A 20,679-nucleotide genomic window follows, 5' to 3' on the forward strand; every position below is an offset into this window, starting at 1 on the left:
GGCGGAAGAGACGCCCGCACGGGCGTCTCCTCCCCCTCCGTCACTTGGTGAACGTGTCCTTGACATCCTCGGCCGCGTTCCTGACATCGCCCTTGGCCTGCTCGGCCTTGCCCTCGGCGACGAGCTTGTCGTTGTCGGTGACGTCGCCGACGACCTCCTTGGCCTTGCCCGCCACCTTCTCGGCTGCGGCCTTGATCTTGTTCTCCGCGCTCATGGCGTCTCCTTTCCTCACACGACCCCGACGGTCGGGGTCGATGTCCGTGCGGCGTTCCGGCCCTCCGGCGCCGCGGTCCGTCCCGTCGCGAGCGAACGACGCATCCGCTGCCGCGACCGGAAGAGCTCCCGCCACCCGCGGTCGGCGACGTGCACGACGAGCGGCATGCGGGTGCCGGTGAGGGCGTCCCACTCCTGCACCACGTCATCGACGGCCGCGAGCAGCCCGCCCAGAGCCGCACCGGGGCGCGGGGTCACCACGAGGCCGAGAGCGATCCCTCGCCCGACTCTCCGGCTCGTCAGCCGGGCCGCGAGCACGTCCGCCCGATCGGCGAGCGGCGCCGCGAGCAGCTCCTCCGCCACGCTCCGGTCGACGGTGGTCGTTCCTCCTCCGCCGACGAGGCGGAGGACGGTGCGCTCCCGCCGCGGCCGGCGGGTGAACAGGAAGGCCACGAGCAGGACCACGAGCAGTGCCGCAGCGGCGATCCCCACGATCGCCCACAGCGGCACGAAGCCCGCACCGGGGATGTCGAGGCCCCATGCCCCCGACCACGCCACGAGGCCGTCCGCCTGCGCGAGCACCTCCTCGAAGGGTGGCGGGAGCATGCCCGTGCCCCGCAGCCCCCCGGCGAGGAGGACGACGCCCCCGCTCAGAAGCACTGCCGCTCCCCCGAGGAGGACCGCGCGGTTCGCCGCCGTCCCTGCCGACGTCATGCGATCACTCCTTCCCGTTCCACCTGCACCCGCGGCGAGAGCCGGAAGCCGACCTCGTCCAGCATTCGGGCCGCTGCCTCCTCGGCAGCAGCCGCATCCACCGGCACCCCACTCGTCGGAGTGACCCGGATCAGCGCCGCGCGTCGGGCCACGGTCACGCCCACCTGCCCGCGCGGCACCCCGATCCGCCGTGCGACCCCGTCCGCGACGGCGTCGGCGAGCACACCGTCGTCGATCACGAGCGCTGCCCGCGTGTCGAGACGTGTGCGGCGCGCACGCCGGCCCGGAAGCACAGCGAGCGCGAAGAGGAGCAACGCCAGGAGGAGAAGCACGACCCCGATCGCGATCACGGCCGAGGGCATCTGCAGGAGCGCCGGGACGGGCGCGAACCAGGCGGCGGCCTGCGTGCGGAACCCCTCGTCGAGGGCCCACGCCGCCACCCCGACCAGCAACAGGGCGAGGACCAGGGTCAGCACCAGGGCGAGCGCGATCGCAGGGCCCCGGCGCGTCGCCCTCGCCTCTCGGCGGAGGAGCCGCCGGGGTGTCGCGGTGTTCGTCGTCATGCCACTCTCCTCTCCGTCTCGCGTCGGACGCCGGCGAAGCGCACGTCCACCGCTCCCACGTGACGCGCTGCCAGGTCGCGCATTCCCTGCACGACGGCGTCGCGGACGGCGTCCGCCCGGGCGCTCACGGGATCGGTGCCCTGACGGCTCAACACGACCGGAACCTCCACGGACACCCGCAGATCGCCGCGACGGTCCGCGAGCTGAACGCTCACGTCGTCGGTGCCGACCCGAGCGGCATCCCGGACGATCCCCAGAGCGAGCCGGTGCAACGCGCGGGCTTCGACGACCGTGGCCCCCGCCACGGCCGCCGGCCCCTCCGTCTGCGCCACGCTCATGAGGACGATCGCCGTCCCCGCACGACGTCGGCGAGCGCCCGCACGTCCAGGCGACCGTCGACGATGCGGCCGACGACGGCGCCGACGAGCATCGCGAGGGTGACGAGCAGGAACGCCCAGAACCCCCAGACGATCCAGGTCAGCGCGAGCACCGTCGCCGCAGCTCCGCCGATCACCGAGGCGTTCACTGGACCCGCGCCTCCGGGGCCTCGTCGTCGTCCTCCGAGGGGATGTGCACGTCGTTGACGGTCACGTTCACCTCGGCGACGTCCATGCCCACCAGCTCCACCATGGCCCGGTGGATCGCGACCCGCACCTGGTCGGCCACCTTCTGCAGGGATACCGGGTACTCCGCCACGATCGTCACGTCGACGGCCACCTGCGTCTCGCCGACCTCGACGCTGATCCCCTGCGCGAGGTCGGTCGTGTTGAGGGCGTCGCGGATCGCACCCATCATGCGCGCGGCGCCACCGCCGAGCGCGTAGACGCCGTCGACCTCCCGCGCCGCGATGCCGGCGATCTTCGCGACCACCGCATCCTCGATCGTCGTCTTCCCCGCCGCCCCCTGCGACGCCGGGACGACCTGAGCCTTGGGCTGGGTGGCCCCAGTCACGTTCGCCATCTCGAGCTCCTTCATCCGTGTGTCCACGCGGTTTCCGCGCGGGCCGTGTTCTCACGACACCACTAAGACGGTCGGGGAGCACAGAATGTCACAAACTTCTCGGAACGAATCTCCGCGCCTTCCTCGGCGGCGACTTTCAGTGCACTCCAAGGTTCAGAGTGCAAAGTTGCACTCTATGGAGAACAGTGCAGAATCCACGAGGGAGCAACGCAAGCGGCGGACCACGCGGGCACTCACCGAGGCCGCGCGCCGCCTGACGGCCGAGCGGGGCTTCGCCGGCTTCACGGTCGAAGAGCTGTGCGCCGACGCCGGAGTCTCCCGGCGCACGTTCTTCAACTACTTCGAGAGCAAGGAGAACGCCGTCTTCGGGTTCGCCGTGATCGACTCCCGCCAGGAGGAGCTCGAAGCGGTCTTCCTCGAGCGCGACGGCGATCTCCTGGACGACTTCGTGCAGCTCACCGTCGAGCGCTTCGCCCTCTTCGATCCGATCGAGCACGCCGCCGAGCTGTTCGCCGTCATCGAGCAGGAGCCGCGACTGCTGCGCGCGGCGTTCGAGCAGCAGGAGAAGCACGAGCGCCGCGACATCGCCCTCGTCGCGCGCCGCATCGGCGGTGCCACCGACGCGGAGCTCCGCGCCGAGGTGCTCGTCCACTCCGTCGGCGCGCTCGTCCGCCTCTGCATGGAGCAGCTGCTGCATCACCACTCCACCGAGCCGTTCGCCGACCTCATCGCCCGCCGACTGCGCCTCGCGCGCGATCTCTACTCCCCTTCACAGAAAGCCCACTGATGTCCGCCACCGTCACCGCGGATGCGCCCTTCCTCCTCACGAAGCGCCGCATCTGGATCATCTTCAGCGCCCTGATCGCGGGCATGCTGCTCGCGAGCCTCGACCAGACCATCGTGTCGACGGCGATGCCCACGATCGTCGGCCAGCTCGGCGGCGTCGACCATCAGGTCTGGATCACCACCGCCTACCTGCTCGCCACCACCATCGTCATGCCCATCTACGGCAAGTTCGGCGACGTGCTGGGACGACGGTCGCTCTTCCTCGTCGCCATCGCCCTGTTCACGCTGGCCTCGGTGGGCTGCGCATTCGCGACGGACTTCTGGATGTTCGTCGTCTTCCGTGCCCTCCAGGGTCTCGGCGGCGGCGGGCTCATGATCCTGTCGCAGGCGATCATCGCCGACATCGTGCCCGCCAACGAGCGCGGCAAGTACATGGGTCCGCTCGGCGCGGTGTTCGGCCTCTCCGCCGTCGCCGGACCGCTCCTCGGCGGTTTCTTCGTCGACCACATGACCTGGCAGTGGGCGTTCTACATCAACATCCCGCTCGGCATCGCCGCGTTCCTCATCGCCCTCGTGGCTCTGAAGCTCCCCAGCAAGAAGGCGGAGAAGCCGATCGACATCCTCGGCGTGCTCTTCCTGTCCGCCGCCACGACCTGCCTCATCTTCTTCACCGACTTCGGCGGCGACGCCGCGTTCGGCTGGGACTCGCTCGCGACCTGGGCCTGGGGCGCCGGGCTCGTGGTGTCGGCGACGGCGTTCGTCATCACCGAGTCCCGGGTGCAGGACCCGATCATCCCGCTCAGCCTCTTCCGCAACCCGATCTTCGTGAACGCCACGGCGATCGGCCTCGTCCTCGGCATCGGCATGTTCGCGGCGATCGGCTTCGTCCCGACGTTCCTGCAGATGTCGTCCGGCACCTCCGCCGCCGCCTCCGGGCTGCTGATGATCCCGATGATGGTCGGCCTCATGGGGACCTCGATCTTCTCCGGCCTCGCGATCTCGAAGACCGGGAAGTACAAGATCTATCCGATCCTCGGCACGATCATCACCGGCATCGCGATGGTCGCCATGACCACGCTGTCGGCGGAGACGCCGATCTGGTTGATCTGCGCATTCCTGTTCGTCTTCGGCGCCGGGCTCGGCCTCATCATGCAGGTCGTCGTGCTCGTCGTGCAGAACGCCGTCCCGGCGGGCGAGATCGGCACCGCCACGAGCACGAACAACTACTTCCGCGAGGTCGGCGCCTCGCTGGGGACGGCGGTGTTCGGCACGATCTTCACCACACGTCTCACGGAGAACCTGCTCGGCGTGTTCGCCGGCGCCGGGGCGTCCCCCGAGGCCGCCTCCGAGGCCGCGTCCACGATCGACCCCGCCACGCTGAACAGCCTGCCGGACGAGGTCCGCGACGGCATCGTCACGGCGTATGCGGACGCCCTCGCCCCGGTGTTCTGGTACCTCGTGCCCTTCATCGCGCTCGCGCTCATCCTGTCGCTGTTCCTCAAGCAGATCCCGCTGTCGGATCAGGCGGGTCTCGTCGCGCGCGGCGAGGCGATCAGCGGCGAGGAGGCCGAGCGCCTCGAGGCCGAGCTCCGCACCGCCGGACGCGTCGATGCCGGACGCGCGGACGCCGAGCCGGGAGAGACCGGCTCGGCGTCCACGGGCAGGTAGCCCGCGCTAGGGGAGGTCGGCGACGTCGACGTCGTCGTCGTCCTCCCCACCGCCCGTCGCCGGAAGGTCGTCAGGCTCGGGGTCGTGATCGGTGGTGACGAAGTCGGGGTCGACGCCGATGGCCTCGACCTCCTCCTGGTTGTCCTGGCTGTTCGACGTGTCGGACATGGCGCCTCCTGATGTTGGGGATCCGGACGGCCAGTCTGCGCGAGGGCGCCGACGCGGCCGAGGGGGTTGACACGGCGTGTCGCCGCCGCACGCCCACTAGCCGGGGGTGGAGCCACCAGACTGGAGCTCTTCGCCCCCTCCCCCTCCCCTCTCGAGGAGCACCCGTGATCGACGCCGCACCGCACCGTTCCGCCTGGCAGCGCTTCTGGGATCGCGGAGGCTGGTGGCGCGCCCTCCTGCTCGCGGCCGTGTATTACGGGCTCTATCAGCTGCTCTCGCTGGCCTTCCTCCCGCTGGCCGCGCAGGTCGACGATCCGGCGAGTGCAGCCGGCGTCCTCGTCTACGACGTCCTGCCGATCCTCGTCGGGGGCCTCCTGCTGGTCGCGTTCATCGCCTCGGTCGGGTGGTGGCGACCCGTGTTCGGACCCCAGCTCATCCGGGGAGCGGGGTGGATGTGGATCGCGATCGTCGCGGTCCTGCTGTTCAACGTCCTCCGCTTCCTCACGATCGAGGATGGCAGCGTCGGACTTGACGTGGTGGCGACCTGGCTGCTCGCGGGACTCGCCATCGGTTTCGCGGAGGAGGTCCTCACTCGCGGCCTCGTCGTGAAGATGATGCGGGACGCCGGCGCACGCGAACTGGTCGTCGCGGTGGTCTCCGCGGCGATCTTCGCCGCTCTGCACGCGGGGAATCTCCTGACGGGGCAAGATCTGCTCCCGACGCTGTTCCAGCTCGTCTACACGTTCGCGTTCGGGATCTGCATGTACCTCGCGCTCCGGGTCACCGGGACGATCATCGCCCCGATCCTCCTGCACGCCAGCACCGATCCGAGTATCTTCCTGCAGACGCTGCACCCCGCCGAAGGCGGGCTCACCGCGGTCGCGGGGCTCGGCAACATCGTCGTGATCGTCGCGGGTCTCGTGCTGATGATCTTCATCCGTGGCCGGGTCGGGGCTTCCGCACCCGACACCGTCGCCCCGCAGCGCTGACCGCCCGGATCACACCGCACGCCAGACGGCGTGCGTGCCGACGGCCGCGATCGCGAAGACCAGCACGGCCACCCGGTGCGCATCGCCGACGGCCAGGGCCGCGTCGGAGGCACCGATGAGATCGTCGGCGACGCCGGCCACCATCGTCCGCGACACGACGGCATCGTCCATCTCGGCCACGCCGTCCGCGAGCCACCCCATGACGAGCCGGAGGGATCTCGTCCCGAGCTCGACCCCGAGAGGGACCGCAGGACAGCTCAGCACGTCGGCGACGGTCACGCCGTGTCGCAGCACCCCGGCGAGTGCCCCGGCGAGGGCGCCGGTCAGCAACGCGCGCCCGTACCCTTCGGCGACCAGCAGGTCCCAGGACTCGTGCGGCGCGAGCGTTTCGAGCCCGAGGGAATGACCGCGCCCGTCCGCGACGGCTTCCTCCAGGGCGCGCCGGGCGTCCCGGAACACGATGCTCGCACGGCGATCGGGCGCAGACACGGCAGACCTCGTCCCTCGATGCCCGCCATCTCGGTGGCCGGCCGGGAGGCCGACGCGTCACACACTCTAGGACGCTCCGCGCGGGGTGAGGACGGTATCCCGGCACTGAGGTCGGAGACGACAAAACCCCCGGAAGGTTCCGGGGGTTTCATTCTGTAGCAGGAGCGGGGCTTGAACCCGCGACCTCACGATTATGAGTCGTGCGCTCTCACCAACTGAGCTACCCTGCCGCACGGCATCCGCATCGCAGATGCGAACTCCGAGCCCCGAGTCAGGATTGAACTGACGACCCCTTCCTTACCATGGAAGTGCTCTGCCACTGAGCTATCGGGGCGTGCTGCCCCTCGCGGGGCAACCACACGAGAATACCATCACTGTGGCGTCCTCATGAAATCGAGACGGTCACTCCTCCGAGGTGAGCGACGTGCGTCCGGCGTTCTTCTTGAGCCACGGCATCGGGTCGATGGTCGTCCCGTTCACGATGAGCTCGAAGTGCAGGTGCGCCCCGTAGGAGCGGCCGGTGTTACCGGTCTTGCCGACGATGTCGCCGACCTTGACCTTGTCGCCCGCCTTCACCTGCAGCGAGCCGTACTGCATGTGCGAGTAGTGGCTCGTGATGACCGAGCCGTCGATGACGTGGTCGATGTAGACCGTGACCCCGTAGGCGGCACCCTGCTCGGTCGCGATGCGGACGGTGCCGTCGGCGATGGCCTGGATGGGCGCACCGTTGCCCGGCACGAAGTCGATGCCCTCGTGGAGGCGTCCGCTGCGCATGCCGTAGCCGTAGCTCATGCCCACGCCGACGAGGAACGGCCACTGGATGGCGGCATCCGGGTCGTTCGTGAAGATCTCGCCGGAGTAGTTGATGCCCTGCTCCGCGGCGACCTCGACGAGCGAGACGGTGCTGAAGTTGTCGGCCCGCGAGAGGGGCTCGTTCTGCACGCCGGATGGCGCGACGAAGGCCTGGATCTCGTCGTCCGCCGAGCCTGCTGCGTCAGCAGCCGCGGCGGTGACGAGGGAGGTCGAGGCGAGGGAGCCGCCCTGGGCGGCGGCGACCGCCTCCGCAGGAAGCGTCATGGACACGGCCAGGAGGCCGGCGAGGCCCATTGCTCCGACGGTGGCACCGGCAGTGAGGGCCTTGCGGATGCTGCGCGTGCGGCGAGGACCGACGGCCGCGAGGCCTGCGGTGTCGATCTTCGGCGCGGTCTGCGACGCGGCATTCGGGGCGAAGGCCGAACGGCGGGACGCCGACGACGTCGGGATGGAGCCGGTGGTGCGGAAGGCGCGGGAGGCGCGCTCGAAGGCGTCACCCTCGGCGTCAGCTTCGGCGACGAAGGGCTCCGACGCCGGGGCGATGTCCTCGACTGGAACCGTGTCCTCGGCCTTCTCGACGATCTCCGCGACGACGGGCGACGCGGGGACATCGGCGATGGCAGGCGCGGGAGCCGCCGCAATGAACGGCTCCTCCGGCGCGACGGGCACCGGAGGGACGTCGGCCTGACGCTGACGCGCGGCGCGACGGGAGAGCGGGATGACAGCAGCGAGGGCGATCACGGTCTCCGCGTCAGCGAGGGGCGCCGTCGACCCGCTCGCCGAGGCCTCGGAGGCCGCAGTGCGAGGGCGGCTGGACCGGCGCGTGGGCGCAGCGGCAGCCTGGGGGTTCTCGAAGGGCAAAGCTAATCTCTCGGTCGTTCGTGATGCTCGGGGGCGCAATGACAACTCTCACCTTCGGGTGGTGAAAGTAACGATCGGGTAAACACTACCCCGATCGACCTGTGAATGCCATGGATCGGTCAGGGTTTTTCCTCATCGAGGATAGCGCGGAGTCGGTCGTGCAGGGTCACGCCGCCCGCGATCAGGAAAGGCCGCGGCGCTTCCCGATCGATCCGGCTGACCCGGCCACCCGCCTCCTGGACGAGCAGCGCGCCCGCGGCATGGTCCCACGGCTTGAGCCCGCGCTCGAAATATCCGTCCAGTCGGCCGGCCGCCACATAGGCCAGATCCAGGGCCGCCGACCCCATACGACGGAGGTCACGGGCGATCGGCATCACCCGCCGGACCGTCGCGAGGTCGCCGTCGTGGGTCGTCGGGTCGTAGCCGAACCCGGTCGCCAGGAGCGCGCCGGCGTCGGTCACCTCGGTGACCGCGAGCCGGACGCCGTCCGACCAGGCCCCGTGGCCGCGAGCAGCCGTGAAGGTCTCCCCCACGGCGGGTGCGTGCACGGCCGCGGCCAGCGCCTCCCACTCGTCCGGCTCCGGCGGACCGCTGACGGCTGCGATGCTCACGTTGTACGCCGGGATGCCGTAGGCGTAGTTGACCGTGCCGTCGATGGGGTCGACCACCCAGGTGATCCCGCTGTCGCCGGTGGCCGCGCCCGACTCCTCACCGAGGAAGCCGTCCGCCGGTCGCGCCGCGCGCAGGCGCTCGCGGATCAGCTCCTCGACTTCGCGGTCGGCGTCCGTGACGATGTCGGCGAGCGTCGACTTTGTCGCGGCGAGGCGTACGCCCTCCCGTCGACGGGTCCGAGCGAGAGCTCCCGCCTCCTCGGCGATCTCGGCCGCCAGGGCGCTGAGCGCGAGAGCGTCGATCACGGCGCCGGGTGCGAGGGGGCGGGCGGCGGCGGCGGGAAGGCCGGGGGCTCGCCCTGGGCGGGCGACGCGGGCTGCGGCGGGGCCGGCTGCGGAGGCGCCGGCTGAGCGGGTGCCGACGCCGGCTGCGGCGGAGCGGGTCGGTCAGGCGCGGGCGGCACGGGTCCCGGAGCGGGAGGAGCGCCGAAGTCGGGAAGGGCCGGAGTCGTCGGCGCGAGGGGCGGCGTCGCCACGGGGAACGCCGTGGCGGGCGCCTGACCCAGCGCCTGAGGGGCCGTCGAGGGGTACCCCGTGTAGTAGGCGTTCCAGTCCGGGCTGCCGTCCGGGAGGACCGGGAGCGGCGTGATCCCATCGGCGTAGGTCGGCCAGGACGGGGCGGAAGCGACGGGACGGGCGGCGGGGGCCTTCTTCGGCGCGAACAGGGCGTTCAGCAGCGGAATCAGCGTGGTGCCCACGGCGACGAGGATCGTGAGGGCGACGACGATGCGCCAGTACAGCTCGGTGTAGTCGAAGGTGTTCGGGAACGCGAGGAAGAACACCAGCAGCGCGACGAGGGCACCGAGGAAGACGATCGTCACGATGTGGATCACCTTCGTGAAGGTCGTGACGTGTCGCTGCGCGGCACGGGTGAACAGCCGCACGTGGAGCAGTGCGAGCTGAAGGATCCCGATCACGAGCAGCAGCTGGAAGAAGCGCTCCGCGCCGAAATAGAGGCCGTCTTCCGGAAGCCAGATCTTCACGAGGCCGACGAGGAGCGCGACGACCCAGGTGACCATGCTGGCGAGCTGGAGCCAGTCCGGCCGGTTCGGCGCGAGGCCCGCCTCGAGGATGGCGATTCCGGCGAAGGCGGCGAGCAGGAGGATCGTGAGGAAGGCACGACCGATGAGGCCGTTCTGATCACCGACCAGGACCCACACGACGCAGACCAGTGCGGCGGCGATGAGGGCGCCGATGGCGACCCACAGCGACCCCCTGATGAGCAGCGACATGTTCTTCTTGTCACCCTGCGGCTGCAGCCGGGCGGTGTCCGGATGGGACATGGGGATCCTCTCGTCGAGCGGCGATGCCTTCATCCTGCCACGCGCAGGCCCGCTTGTTCCGGCTTCCCTCAGGCGCGCGGGAGATCGGGAAGCGACCGCGCTCTGGGGAGGAGGGGTCAGCCGGCCTTCTTCGCGGATGCCGCAGCGAAGGCCGCGACCCGCGCCTGCGCGTCCGGGGTCTCCAGGGCGACGCCGATGGACCGGGCCTCCTCGCTCAACTGCTCGGCGAACGTGCGCTCCGGCTGCGACCGCACCAGCCGCTTGGCCTGTCCGTACGCGTCGGCGGCCCCGGCGAGCCAGAACCGCGCGACCTCCTCGGCCCGCGCACGCACCCGGTCGGCTTCCGTCCTGCCGTCCTCGCCCTCCACGACCTCGGCCACCAGACCCCAGTCGAGGGCCTCCGCGGCGGTGAGCAGCCGGTCCTGCAGCACCAGCTGGAGGGCGCGACGCTGGCCGACGGCCCGCGCGAGCTGCGCCGACACGGAGAGGTCGGGCGTGAGGCCGATGTTCGCGTACAGGCTCCCGAGCTGCGACCGCGAGCCCACCACCGCGTAGTCCGTGGCGAGCAGGATGCCGAGTCCACCGCCGGCCGTCGTCCCGTGCGCGGCAGCGACCACGGGCACGCTCGACTCCGTGAGCGCGCGGATCCCGGTGTTGATGACCTCCGCGAGCGCGGTGATCTCCGCCCCGGACGACCCCATGGTCGTCGCCATGTCGATCACGTCGCCGCCCGCGCAGAACGCCGGCCCCGCCGCGTCGATGAGGATGGCCTGCACGTCGTCCCGCGACGTCGCCTCGACCGTCGCATCCCGCCAGGCGTACGCCAGATCGGCGTTGAAGGCATTGAGGCGGGTCGGACGGTTCAGCGTCAGCCGCGCCATCCCCTCGTCAACAGCGAACAGGATGGCATCACTCATGGCTTCTCCTTCGAGCACAGGCGGATGCCTCCAGGCTAGTCGCGCTCAGGAGCCGTCCCAGACCCGAGCGACGAACCGCTCCATCCGCCGCCGGGTGCCGTCGAGTCGGAAGTCGACCTGTCCCGCCGCCCGGATCTCGTTCGGTGCGAGCGGATGCGCCAGGCGCACGTTCTCGTGGCAGGACAGGTCGGCGCAGATGTAGGTGCCGACCGAGTCGCCGCGCTCCCCCGCCTCCCCCGTGCGCCGGGCGGCGAACAACGCCACCTGGTTGCCCGGCTGCATCGTGTGGCAGATGTTGCACATGCCGGAGCGCCCGCGCCCTGGTTCCGACGCCCGCAGCACCACGCCGACCACGCGCCCCTCGTGCGGGATCAGGACGTAGCCGCGCTTGCCGGCACTCGGGTCGCGCCAGGCGAAGAAGTCGAGATAGTCCCAGTCAACGAGGAGGAAGTCGTGCGGCATCTCCATGACGCGCAGCTCGTCGGCGTCCGCGTTCACGAACGAGGCCCGGACGTCGGCTTCGGTGAGAGGTCGCATCGCTCCAGTCTAGGAACTCGGCGCGGAGGTGAGGCCGGAAGACGGGAGAAGCCCCCGCGAGCGGGGGCTTCTGTGGTGGCGAGTGAGGGATTCGAACCCCCGAAGTCGAAGACGGCTGATTTACAGTCAGATCCCTTTGGCCACTTGGGTAACTCGCCAGAGCGCACCCGTCCGACTTGAACAGCCAACCGGGGGCACGAAGATCAATCATACCTGCCGGATGCGGGCGCGAGAAATCGAGGCGTCAGCTCCCGTACACGCCGCGGTCGGTGACGGCCAGCGACTCCGGCGTGCGCAGCAGCCCGCTCTCGGCGCGGCAGGTCGCGGCGGCCACATCCATCGCGCGCGTGAGCAGGGCCGTCCACTCCTCGGCCGTCTTCGGGCCGCCGTCCACCAGCCCGGCGGCGACGGCGGCGAGAGTCGCATCCCCAGCCCCCACGGTGTCGACCACGCGTCCAGGGAGCGCCGAGATGGGAGCCGAGACCGACCCGCCGTCCGACTCGAGCACCGCGCCGTCTGCCCCGGCCGTCGCGAGCACAGCGGTGACTCCGAGGCTCCGGAGCCGCGCGCGCAGGGCGTCGAGGTCGCCGTCGTAGAGCACGGCGGCGTCGTCGGCCCCGACCTTCACCAGCTCCGCCCGCGAAGCCAGCCGCTCGAAGCCGCGGACGAACTCTTCACGGTCGGACAGCATGCCGGTGCGCGGGTTCGGATCGATCGCCAGCCGCGCGCCCTCCACTGCGGCCGCGAGGGCGTCGACCTCCTCGGGGGCATCGAAGGGGAAGCAGCTCACGGCGACGATGTCCGCGTCGCCGATGGCGGCCCTCGCCTCGTCCGAGTACCGGATGGTCCGCTCCTGGGCCGCGCGGTTGAAGACGTAGCTTGGCTCGCCGTTCGCGGCCCGGGTCACGACGGCCCGCGACGACCCGTGCGGTGCCGCGCTCGCGATCAGCCGCACGCCGTGATCGGTCAGGTACTCGCGGATGTGTGCGCCCGCGACGTCCTCCCCCACCATCGCGATGAGGGTCGTGGGGATTCCGAGCCGGCGCAGTCCCACCGCTACGTTCAGGGCGGCTCCGCCGACGAACTCGCGGACGCCGCTGTCATCCCGGATCTCGTCGATCAGGGCGTCTCCGATGACGACGGCCGCGCCGCCGGGGGAAGTCTCAGTGCTCACTCGCCGACCCTACCGCGCCGCCCGCGCCCCGAAGCAGCGCCGAACCGTGTGCATAACTCAGGAGACCTGGGCCTCCATGCCGTCACGAGCAGCCGACGGCGGCCTGCCGTCCTGGATCTCCTGAGTTGTGCACACCCGAACGGGCCGAGGGACGACGAAGGCCCCGGGGAGAACCCCGGGGCCTTCGTTCACTCACTCACACCTCAGTTGTAGGTACCGGGGGTGATGTCGTCCGTCGAGAACGCGTCGAAGTCGACGTAGCCGAAGTCGCCGTCCGCGTACGCGCCGTCGGATGCGAAGATCCGGTTCGGGTAGCGCTCGCTCTTGGCTTCCTCGGTGGCCTCGACCGTGACGTCGCGGTACTTCGAGAGACCGGTACCGGCGGGGATGAGCTTCCCGATGATGACGTTCTCCTTGAGACCGACCAGCGGGTCGCGCTTGCCCTCCATGGCGGCCTGCGTGAGCACGCGGGTCGTCTCCTGGAAGGACGCAGCGGACAGCCACGACTCGGTCGCGAGCGACGCCTTCGTGATACCCATCAGCTCCGGGCGACCGGACGCGGGGCGCTTGCCCTCGGCCACGGCCTCGCGGTTGATCTGCTGGTAGCGCTTCAGGTCGACCATCTCACCCGGCAGCAGGGTCGTGTCGGCGTGATCGACGACGGTGACCTTGCGGAGCATCTGGCGGACGATGACCTCGATGTGCTTGTCGTGGATCGGCACACCCTGCGAGCGGTAGACGCCCTGGACGCCGCCGACGAGGTACTTCTGCACCTCGCGGGCACCCATGACGCGCATGACCTCCTTGGGGTCGAGCGTGCCGACCTGCAGGGGCTGACCGACCGAGACGTGCTGGCCGTCCTCGACGAGGAGGGTGGCACGCTTCAGCACCGGGTAGACGACGGGCTCGTCGCCGTTGTCGGGCGTCAGGATGACCTTCTTGGCCTTCTCGGTCTCGTCGATCGTGATGCGGCCGTCGGCCTCCGCGATCGGCGATGCACCCTTGGGGGTACGCGCCTCGAACAGCTCCTGCACACGGGGCAGACCCTGCGTGATGTCATCCGCCGACGCCGAACCACCGGTGTGGAAGGTACGCATCGTCAGCTGGGTACCGGGCTCACCGATCGACTGGGCCGCGATGATGCCGACCGCCTCGCCGATGTCCACGGTCTTGCCGGTCGCGAGCGAACGGCCGTAGCACTGCGCGCACACACCGACGGCGGAGTCGCACGTCAGGACCGAACGGACCTTGATGGTCTCGACACCGAGTCCGACGAGCTTGTCGATGAGCACGTCGCCCACGTCGTCGCCGGCCGAAGCGAGAACCTCGCCCGACTCGCTCACCACGTCGGAGGCCAGCGTGCGGGCGAACACCGAGTTCTCGACGTTCGCGTCGCGCACCAGCTCACCCTGCGAGTTCGGAGCGGCGATCGGGAGCTCGAGGCCCTTCGACGTGCCGCAGTCCTCTTCGCGGATGATGACGTCCTGCGAGACGTCCACCAGACGACGGGTCAGGTAACCCGAGTCGGCGGTACGCAGAGCGGTGTCGGCCAGACCCTTACGGGTACCGTGCGTCGCGATGAAGTACTCCGCCACCGACAGACCCTCGCGGTACGAGGAGATGATCGGACGCGGGATGATCTCACCCTTGGGGTTGTTCACCAGACCACGCATACCGGCGATGTTCCGGATCTGCAGCCAGTTACCACGGGCGCCGGAGGACACCATGCGGTTGATGGTGTTGTCCTCCGGGAAGTGCGCCTTCATCGCGGCCTGCACCTCGTCGGTCGCCTCCGTCCAGATCTTGATGAGCTCCTGACGACGCTCGGCGTCGGTCGTGAGGCCCTTCTCGTACTGGGACTGGACCTTCGCGGCCTGCTTCTCGTAGCCCGCGACGATCTCCGCCTTGTTCGGCGGGGTGAGGATGTCGCTCAGCGCGACGGTCACACCCGAACGGGTCGCCCAGTAGAAACCGGCGTCCTTGATGCGGTCCAGCGTGGCGGCCGTCTCGACCTTGGGGTACTCCTCGGCCAGCTTGTTGACGATCTGCGACAGCTTGCCCTTGTCGGCCTGCTCGCGCACGAAGGGGTAGCCCTTCGGGAGCGCGTCGTTGAAGATCGCCTGACCCAGCGAAGCGTCGACCAGGCCGTGCTTCTCGTAGCCCTCGGGAGCCTCGCCCTCGAGGAAGGCCAGACCCGGGATGCGGATGCGGACCTTCGCCTGCAGGTCGAGCGTGCCCTCGTCGTACGCGAGCTGTGCCTCGCCGACGGAGCCGAACGCACGACCCTCGCCCTTGGCGCCGGCCTTGACCGTCGTCAGGTGGTGCAGACCGATGATCATGTCCTGCGAGGGCAGGGTCACCGGACGGCCGTCCGACGGCTTCAGGATGTTGTTCGACGCGAGCATCAGCACGCGGGCCTCGGCCTGAGCCTCGACCGACAGCGGCAGGTGCACGGCCATCTGGTCACCGTCGAAGTCGGCGTTGAACGCCGCGCAGACGAGCGGGTGCAGCTGGATGGCCTTGCCCTCGACGAGCTGCGGCTCGAACGCCTGGATGCCGAGACGGTGCAGGGTGGGTGCACGGTTCAGCAGCACCGGACGCTCGCGGATGATCTCCTCGAGCACGTCCCAGACCTCGGGACGGGTGCGCTCGACGGCGCGCTTCGCGGCCTTGATGTTCTGCGAGTGACCGAGGTCGATCAGGCGCTTGATGACGAACGGCTTGAAGAGCTCGAGCGCCATCTGCTTGGGCAGACCGCACTGGTGCAGCTTCAGCTGCGGGCCGACGACGATGACCGAACGGCCCGAGTAGTCGACGCGCTTGCCGAGCAGGTTCTGGCGGAAGCGACCCTGCTTTCCCTTGAGCATGTCGCTCAGGGACTTCAGGGCGCGGTTGCCGGTACCGGTGACGGGCCGACCGCGGCGGCCGTTGTCGAACAGGGCGTCGACGGCCTCCTGCAGCATCCGCTTCTCGTTGTTGACGATGATCTCGGGGGCACCGAGGTCGATCAGGCGACGGAGACGGTTGTTGCGGTTGATCACGCGGCGGTACAGGTCGTTCAGGTCGGAGGTCGCGAAGCGGCCACCGTCGAGCTGGACCATCGGACGCAGCTCCGGCGGGATGACCGGGACGACGTCGAGAACCATCGCGGCCGGGCTCATGCCGGTCTCGAGGAACGAGCTGACGACCTTGAGGCGCTTGATCGCACGGATCTTGCGCTGGCCCTTGCCCTCCGAGATCTGCAGACGCAGGTTCTCGGCCTCGGCGGCCAGGTCGAAAGCGGCCAGGCGACGCTGGATCGCCTCGGCACCCATGTAGGCCTCGAAGTACTGGCCGAAGCGGTCCTGCAGCTCGTGGAAGACGTCGTCCTCCGGGCGCAGGGCACCGACCTCGAGCGTGCGGAAGTCCTCCCACACGCGCTCCAGCTTCAGGATCGCCTCGTCGGCACCCTTGCGGATGAGCGACATCTCCTTCTCGGCGGCGTCCTTGACCTTCTTCTTGGCGTCGGCCTTGGCACCCTCGGCCTCGAGGGCCGCGAGCTCCTCCTCCAGCTTCGCCAGGCGCTCCGCGATCTTCGAGTCGCGGCGGTCGCCGAGCGTCTTCAGCTCGAGACGGATGTTGTTCTCCTGGGTGCCCAGGTCGCGGTGACGGGCGTCCTCGTCGACCGAGATGACCATGTACGCGGCGAAGTAGATGACCTTCTCGAGGTCCTTCGGCGCCATGTCCAGCAGGTAGCCGAGGCGCGAGGGCACGCCCTTGAAGTACCAGATGTGGGTGACGGGAGCGGCGAGCTCGATGTGACCCATGCGCTCACGACGGACGGAGCTCTTGGTGACCTCCACGCCGCAGCGCTCGCAGACGATGCCCTTGAAGCGGACGCGCTTGTACTTGCCGCAGGCGCACTCCCAGTCGCGGGACGGGCCGAAGATCTGCTCTCCGAAGAGACCGTCCTTCTCCGGCTTGAGGGTGCGGTAGTTGATGGTTTCGGGCTTCTTGACCTCGCCGTAGGACCACGCGCGGATGTGGTCTGCGGTCGCCAGGCCGATGCGAAGCTCATCGAAAGTTGTGGACTCGAGCACTAGTTCTCCTGTGTCGGAAATTCTTTTTGAGAAGTCTGGGCTTCGACGGGCTCAGCGACCCGGTGGGTCCTGATCCCAGGAACCTGGGTCCCTGAGCCCGTCGAAGGGTTAGATCTCGTCGATCGAGGCGGCCTCGAAGCGGCTGGAGATGTTGATACCGAGTTCCTCTGCGGCGCGGAACGCCTCGTCGTCGGTGTCGCGGAGGTTGACCAGCGTGCCGTCGGCCGAGAGGACCTCGACGTTCAGGCAGAGCGACTGCATCTCCTTCATGAGCACCTTGAACGACTCGGGGATGCCGGGCTCCTGGATGTTCTCGCCCTTGACGATCGCCTCGTACACCTTGACGCGGCCGAGGATGTCGTCGGACTTGATCGTGAGGAGCTCCTGGAGGGCGTACGCCGCACCGTAGGCCTCGAGGGCCCACACCTCCATCTCACCGAAGCGCTGTCCACCGAACTGCGCCTTACCACCGAGCGGCTGCTGGGTGATCATCGAGTACGGACCGGTGGAGCGGGCGTGGATCTTGTCGTCCACCAGGTGGTGGAGCTTCAGGATGTACATGTAGCCCACGGAGATCGGCGCCGGGAACGGCTCGCCGGAGCGGCCGTCGAACAGCTGCGTCTTGCCGCTCGAGTCGATCAGGCGCAGGCCGTCACGGGTCGGGAGCGTCGAGTCGAGCAGACCGGAGATCTCCTCCTCGCTGGCACCGTCGAACACCGGGGTGGCGACCTTGGTGCCGGGCGCGGCCTCGAAGGCCTGCTGCGGCAGCTTGGCGGCCCACTCCGGGGTGCCCTCGACCTTCCAGCCCTGCTTCGCGATCCACCCGAGGTGGGTCTCGAGCACCTGGCCGAAGTTCATTCGGCCCGGGATGCCGAGCGGGTTGAGGACGATGTCGACCGGCGTGCCGTCCGAGAGGAACGGCATGTCCTCGATGGGGAGGATCTTCGCGATGACACCCTTGTTGCCGTGGCGGCCGGCGAGCTTGTCACCCTCGGTGATCTTGCGCTTCTGGGCGATGTAGACCACGACGCGGCGGTTGACGCCGGAGCCGAGCTCGTCGTCGCCGTCCTCGGCGTTGAACTCCTTGACCGCGATGATCGTGCCCTGCTCGCCGTGCGGCACCTTCAGGGACGTGTCGCGGACCTCGCGGCTCTTCTCGTTGAAGATCGCGCGGAGCAGGCGCTCCTCGGCCGACAGCTCGGTCTCGCCCTTCGGCGTGACCTTGCCGACGAGGATGTCGCCGGGGCGGACCTCGGCGCCGATGCGGATGATGCCGCGCTCGTCGAGGTCCTTCAGCAGCTCCGGGCTGACGTTGGGGAGGTCACGGGTGATCTCCTCCTTGCCGAGCTTCGTGTCGCGGGCGTCGACCTCGTACTCCTCGATGTGGATCGAGGAGAGGGTGTCGTCCTTCACCAGGTCCTGGCTCAGGATGATGGCGTCCTCGAAGTTGTAGCCCTCCCACGTCATGAACGCGACGAGGAGGTTCTTTCCGAGGGCCAGCTCGCCGTTCTCGGTGGCGGGGCCATCGGCGATGACCTCTCCGACCTCGACGCGCTCACCGGCGTTGACGACGACCTTCTGGTTGTAGGAGGTGCCCTGGTTCGAGCGGTCGAACTTGCGCAGGTGGTACTCCTGCGTGCCGCCCTCGTCGAGCATGACCACGACGCGGTCCGCGGAGACCTCGGAGACGACACCGGCCTTCTCGGCGGTGATCACGTCACCGGCGTCGATGGCGGTGTAGCCCTCCATACCGGTTCCGACGAGCGGCGAGTCGCTGCGGAGCAGCGGCACGGCCTGACGCTGCATGTTGGCGCCCATGAGCGCGCGCTGCGCGTCGTCGTGCTCGAGGAAGGGCACGAGCGAGGTCGCGACCGACACCATCTGGCGCGGCGAGACGTCGATGTAGCCGATCTCCTCCGGGAGGAACAGGTCGACCTCACCGCTGCCGCCCTTCGGGCGCGCGAGCACGTGGCTCTCGCGGAAGCGACCCTTCGCATCGAGCGGCGCGTTGGCCTGCGCGATGTTGTAGTCGACCTCCTCGGAGGCGGTCAGGTAGTCGATCTGGTCGGTCACGACACCGTCGACGACCTTGCGGTACGGGGTCTCGATGAAGCCGAACGAGTTGATGCGCGCGAAGGTCGCGAGCGCACCGATCAGGCCGATGTTCGGGCCTTCCGGGGTCTCGATCGGGCACATGCGGCCGTAGTGCGAGGGGTGGACGTCACGGACCTCGACGCCGGCGCGGTCGCGGCTCAGACCACCGGGGCCCAGAGCCGACAGACGACGCTTGTTGGTCAGACCCGCGAGCGGGTTGTTCTGGTCCATGAACTGCGACAGCTGCGAGGTTCCGAAGAACTCCTTGATCGCGGCGACGACGGGACGCACGTTGATCAGGGTCTGCGGCGTGATGGCCTCGATGTCCTGCGTGGTCATACGCTCGCGGACGACGCGCTCCATGCGGGACAGACCGGTGCGGACCTGGTTCTGGATCAGCTCGCCGACCGCGCGGATGCGACGGTTGCCGAAGTTGTCGATGTCGTCGGTCGCGAGACGGATCTCGGTCTTCTTGCCGCCGCGGATGCCCTCGAAGGTCTCCTCGGTGCCCGCGTGCAGACGCACGAGGTACTTGATGGTGGCGACGATGTCCTGCACCGTCAGCACCGACTCCGTCAGCGGGGTGTCGAGACCCAGCTTGTGGTTGATCTTGTACCGGCCGACCTTGGCGAGGTCGTAGCGCTTCGGGTTGAAGTAGAAGTTGTCGAGCAGCGCGCGGGCGGCCTCGGCGGCGACCTGCTCGCCCGGACGCAGCTTGCGGTAGATGTCGCGCAGCGCGTCTTCCTTGGTGACGATGGTGTCCTTCGCGAGCGTCTCCTCGATCGAGGTGTAGCCGGCGAACTCCGCGAGGATCTCCTCGCTGGTCATGCCCAGCGCCTTGAGGAAGACCGTGACGGACTGCTTGCGCTTGCGGTCGACGCGGACGCCGACCTGGTCGCGCTTGTCGATCTCGAACTCGAGCCACGCGCCGCGGCTCGGGATGACGCGCGCCGACACGATGTCCTTGTCGGACGTCTTGTCGGGGGTCTTGTCGAAGTAGACACCCGGCGAGCGCACGAGCTGCGAGACGACGACGCGCTCGGAGCCGTTGATGATGAACGTGCCCTTGTCGGTCTGCAGGGGGAAGTCGCCCATGAAGACCGTCTGGGTCTTGATCTCACCCGTGAGGTGGTTCATGAACTCGGCCTCGACGTAGAGCGGGGCCGCGTACGTCTTGCCGCGCTCCTTGCACTCCTCGATGGAGTACTTCTCGGGCTCGAGGTACGGGTTCGTGAACGACAGCTGCATCGTCTCGCCGAGGTCCTCGATCGGGGAGATCTCCTCGAAGATCTCGCCCAGACCGCTGTTCTCGTTCACGTCGGTGCGACCGGCGGCCTTGGCCTCGGCCACGCGCGCCTTCCAGGCGTCGTTGCCGACCAGCCAACCGAAGGACTCGGTCTGCAGGGCGAGAAGGTCCGGGACCGTCAGCGTGTCGGAGATCTTGGCGAACGAGAGACGGGAAGCTCCGCGTCCGTTCTTGGTGGTGGTGGATGTGGATGCGTTGGGAGCAGCAGCCAAGGGAATAACCTCCGTGAGCCCCGCAGGGCTTCTCGATTCCTTTGTCGTCAGGTGGAGTGCGCTCAGAAGCTCACGAGATGCCGACCACCATATGAGGGCAGGGAGAAGCGAGCGCAACTACCAACTATAGACGCGATCTCACGACATGGCAAGCGCAATCCTTGACCAATCTTCCTCGCTGC

The 20,679-nt window shown here is 69.0% G+C and carries 19 protein-coding genes and 3 tRNA genes; 3 read left to right on the forward strand and 19 right to left on the reverse strand.

The features are described 5' to 3' along the window. Positions 1–40: 40 nt before the first annotated feature. The 6 genes from AB0P08_RS02020 to AB0P08_RS02045 are packed head-to-tail and all read right to left on the reverse strand — an operon-like array spanning position 41 to position 2,450. Positions 41–214, reverse strand: a complete 174-nt coding sequence (locus tag AB0P08_RS02020; RefSeq protein ID WP_363587814.1) for a CsbD family protein — start codon at positions 212–214, stop codon at positions 41–43. A 14-nt stretch (positions 215–228) separates the two neighbouring features. Next, on the reverse strand, positions 229–927 hold the full coding sequence (locus AB0P08_RS02025; protein WP_292797051.1) for a hypothetical protein: 699 nt from the start codon (positions 925–927) through the stop codon (positions 229–231). Beyond that, entirely contained in the window at positions 924–1,490 is a 567-nt protein-coding gene (locus tag AB0P08_RS02030; protein WP_363587816.1) for a hypothetical protein, read from the reverse strand. The genes AB0P08_RS02025 and AB0P08_RS02030 overlap by 4 nt, the downstream gene beginning before the upstream one ends. After that, positions 1,487–1,828 carry a hypothetical protein gene (locus AB0P08_RS02035; RefSeq protein ID WP_363587818.1) on the reverse strand — a complete coding sequence of 114 codons (342 nt, stop codon included), beginning with the start codon at positions 1,826–1,828 and terminating at the stop codon, positions 1,487–1,489. Before AB0P08_RS02035 ends, AB0P08_RS02030 begins: the two co-directional genes overlap by 4 nt. Continuing rightward, on the reverse strand, positions 1,825–2,016 hold the full coding sequence (locus AB0P08_RS02040; protein WP_025104398.1) for a DUF2273 domain-containing protein: 192 nt from the start codon (positions 2,014–2,016) through the stop codon (positions 1,825–1,827). The genes AB0P08_RS02035 and AB0P08_RS02040 overlap by 4 nt, the downstream gene beginning before the upstream one ends. Then, the gene (locus AB0P08_RS02045) at positions 2,013–2,450 is read right to left on the reverse strand and encodes an Asp23/Gls24 family envelope stress response protein (RefSeq protein ID WP_363587820.1); all 438 of its coding nucleotides are present in this window, start codon (positions 2,448–2,450) and stop codon (positions 2,013–2,015) included. Before AB0P08_RS02045 ends, AB0P08_RS02040 begins: the two co-directional genes overlap by 4 nt. 175 nt (positions 2,451–2,625) lie before the next feature. Here AB0P08_RS02045 and AB0P08_RS02050 point away from each other — a divergent pair, with 175 nt between their 5' ends. Both AB0P08_RS02050 and AB0P08_RS02055 read left to right on the forward strand, forming a co-directional pair. Then, positions 2,626–3,237 carry a TetR family transcriptional regulator gene (locus tag AB0P08_RS02050; RefSeq protein ID WP_363587822.1) on the forward strand — a complete coding sequence of 204 codons (612 nt, stop codon included), beginning with the start codon at positions 2,626–2,628 and terminating at the stop codon, positions 3,235–3,237. Next, positions 3,237–4,904 carry an MDR family MFS transporter gene (locus AB0P08_RS02055; protein WP_363587824.1) on the forward strand — a complete coding sequence of 556 codons (1,668 nt, stop codon included), beginning with the start codon at positions 3,237–3,239 and terminating at the stop codon, positions 4,902–4,904. Before AB0P08_RS02050 ends, AB0P08_RS02055 begins: the two co-directional genes overlap by 1 nt. A gap of 6 nt (positions 4,905–4,910) precedes the next feature. Here the strand turns inward: AB0P08_RS02055 and AB0P08_RS02060 are convergent, their stop codons facing one another. Beyond that, a complete protein-coding gene (locus AB0P08_RS02060; RefSeq protein ID WP_363587826.1) occupies positions 4,911–5,072 on the reverse strand; it encodes a hypothetical protein in 162 nt (53 codons plus the stop codon). A 164-nt stretch (positions 5,073–5,236) separates the two neighbouring features. Here AB0P08_RS02060 and AB0P08_RS02065 point away from each other — a divergent pair, with 164 nt between their 5' ends. Next, entirely contained in the window at positions 5,237–6,061 is an 825-nt protein-coding gene (locus tag AB0P08_RS02065) for a CPBP family intramembrane glutamic endopeptidase (RefSeq protein WP_363587828.1), read from the forward strand. A 9-nt stretch (positions 6,062–6,070) separates the two neighbouring features. Here the strand turns inward: AB0P08_RS02065 and AB0P08_RS02070 are convergent, their stop codons facing one another. The 12 genes from AB0P08_RS02070 to rpoB form a co-directional block, all read right to left on the reverse strand. Next, a complete protein-coding gene (locus AB0P08_RS02070; RefSeq protein WP_363587830.1) occupies positions 6,071–6,550 on the reverse strand; it encodes a hypothetical protein in 480 nt (159 codons plus the stop codon). Positions 6,551–6,706: 156 nt separating this feature from the next. Then, positions 6,707–6,780 (reverse strand) — tRNA-Met (locus AB0P08_RS02075). A 32-nt stretch (positions 6,781–6,812) separates the two neighbouring features. Next, positions 6,813–6,884: transfer RNA gene (locus AB0P08_RS02080), tRNA-Thr, on the reverse strand. Positions 6,885–6,952: 68 nt separating this feature from the next. Then, positions 6,953–8,224 carry a M23 family metallopeptidase gene (locus AB0P08_RS02085; RefSeq protein ID WP_363587832.1) on the reverse strand — a complete coding sequence of 424 codons (1,272 nt, stop codon included), beginning with the start codon at positions 8,222–8,224 and terminating at the stop codon, positions 6,953–6,955. 119 nt (positions 8,225–8,343) lie between these two features. Continuing rightward, complete coding sequence (locus tag AB0P08_RS02090) at positions 8,344–9,138, reverse strand: inositol monophosphatase family protein (RefSeq protein ID WP_363588600.1); 795 nt, start codon at positions 9,136–9,138, stop codon at positions 8,344–8,346. Then, entirely contained in the window at positions 9,138–10,178 is a 1,041-nt protein-coding gene (locus AB0P08_RS02095) for a hypothetical protein (protein ID WP_363587834.1), read from the reverse strand. Before AB0P08_RS02095 ends, AB0P08_RS02090 begins: the two co-directional genes overlap by 1 nt. A 116-nt stretch (positions 10,179–10,294) precedes the next feature. Then, the gene (locus AB0P08_RS02100) at positions 10,295–11,095 is read right to left on the reverse strand and encodes an enoyl-CoA hydratase/isomerase family protein (protein ID WP_363587836.1); all 801 of its coding nucleotides are present in this window, start codon (positions 11,093–11,095) and stop codon (positions 10,295–10,297) included. Between the two features lie 45 nt (positions 11,096–11,140). Beyond that, positions 11,141–11,632, reverse strand: coding sequence for an FBP domain-containing protein (locus tag AB0P08_RS02105; protein WP_060922589.1), 492 nt, complete (start codon positions 11,630–11,632; stop codon positions 11,141–11,143). Positions 11,633–11,705: 73 nt separating this feature from the next. After that, a tRNA-Tyr gene (locus AB0P08_RS02110) sits at positions 11,706–11,790 on the reverse strand. Between the two features lie 86 nt (positions 11,791–11,876). Beyond that, entirely contained in the window at positions 11,877–12,806 is a 930-nt protein-coding gene (locus AB0P08_RS02115) for a PfkB family carbohydrate kinase (protein WP_363587838.1), read from the reverse strand. Between the two features lie 203 nt (positions 12,807–13,009). After that, entirely contained in the window at positions 13,010–16,885 is a 3,876-nt protein-coding gene (rpoC, locus tag AB0P08_RS02120) for a DNA-directed RNA polymerase subunit beta' (RefSeq protein WP_187663361.1), read from the reverse strand. A gap of 108 nt (positions 16,886–16,993) precedes the next feature. After that, complete coding sequence (gene rpoB / locus AB0P08_RS02125) at positions 16,994–20,497, reverse strand: DNA-directed RNA polymerase subunit beta (protein WP_259952987.1); 3,504 nt, start codon at positions 20,495–20,497, stop codon at positions 16,994–16,996. Between the last annotated feature and the right edge of the window lie 182 nt (positions 20,498–20,679).

The organism is Microbacterium meiriae, from assembly GCF_040686935.1.
GTDB lineage: Bacteria > Actinomycetota > Actinomycetes > Actinomycetales > Microbacteriaceae > Microbacterium > Microbacterium meiriae.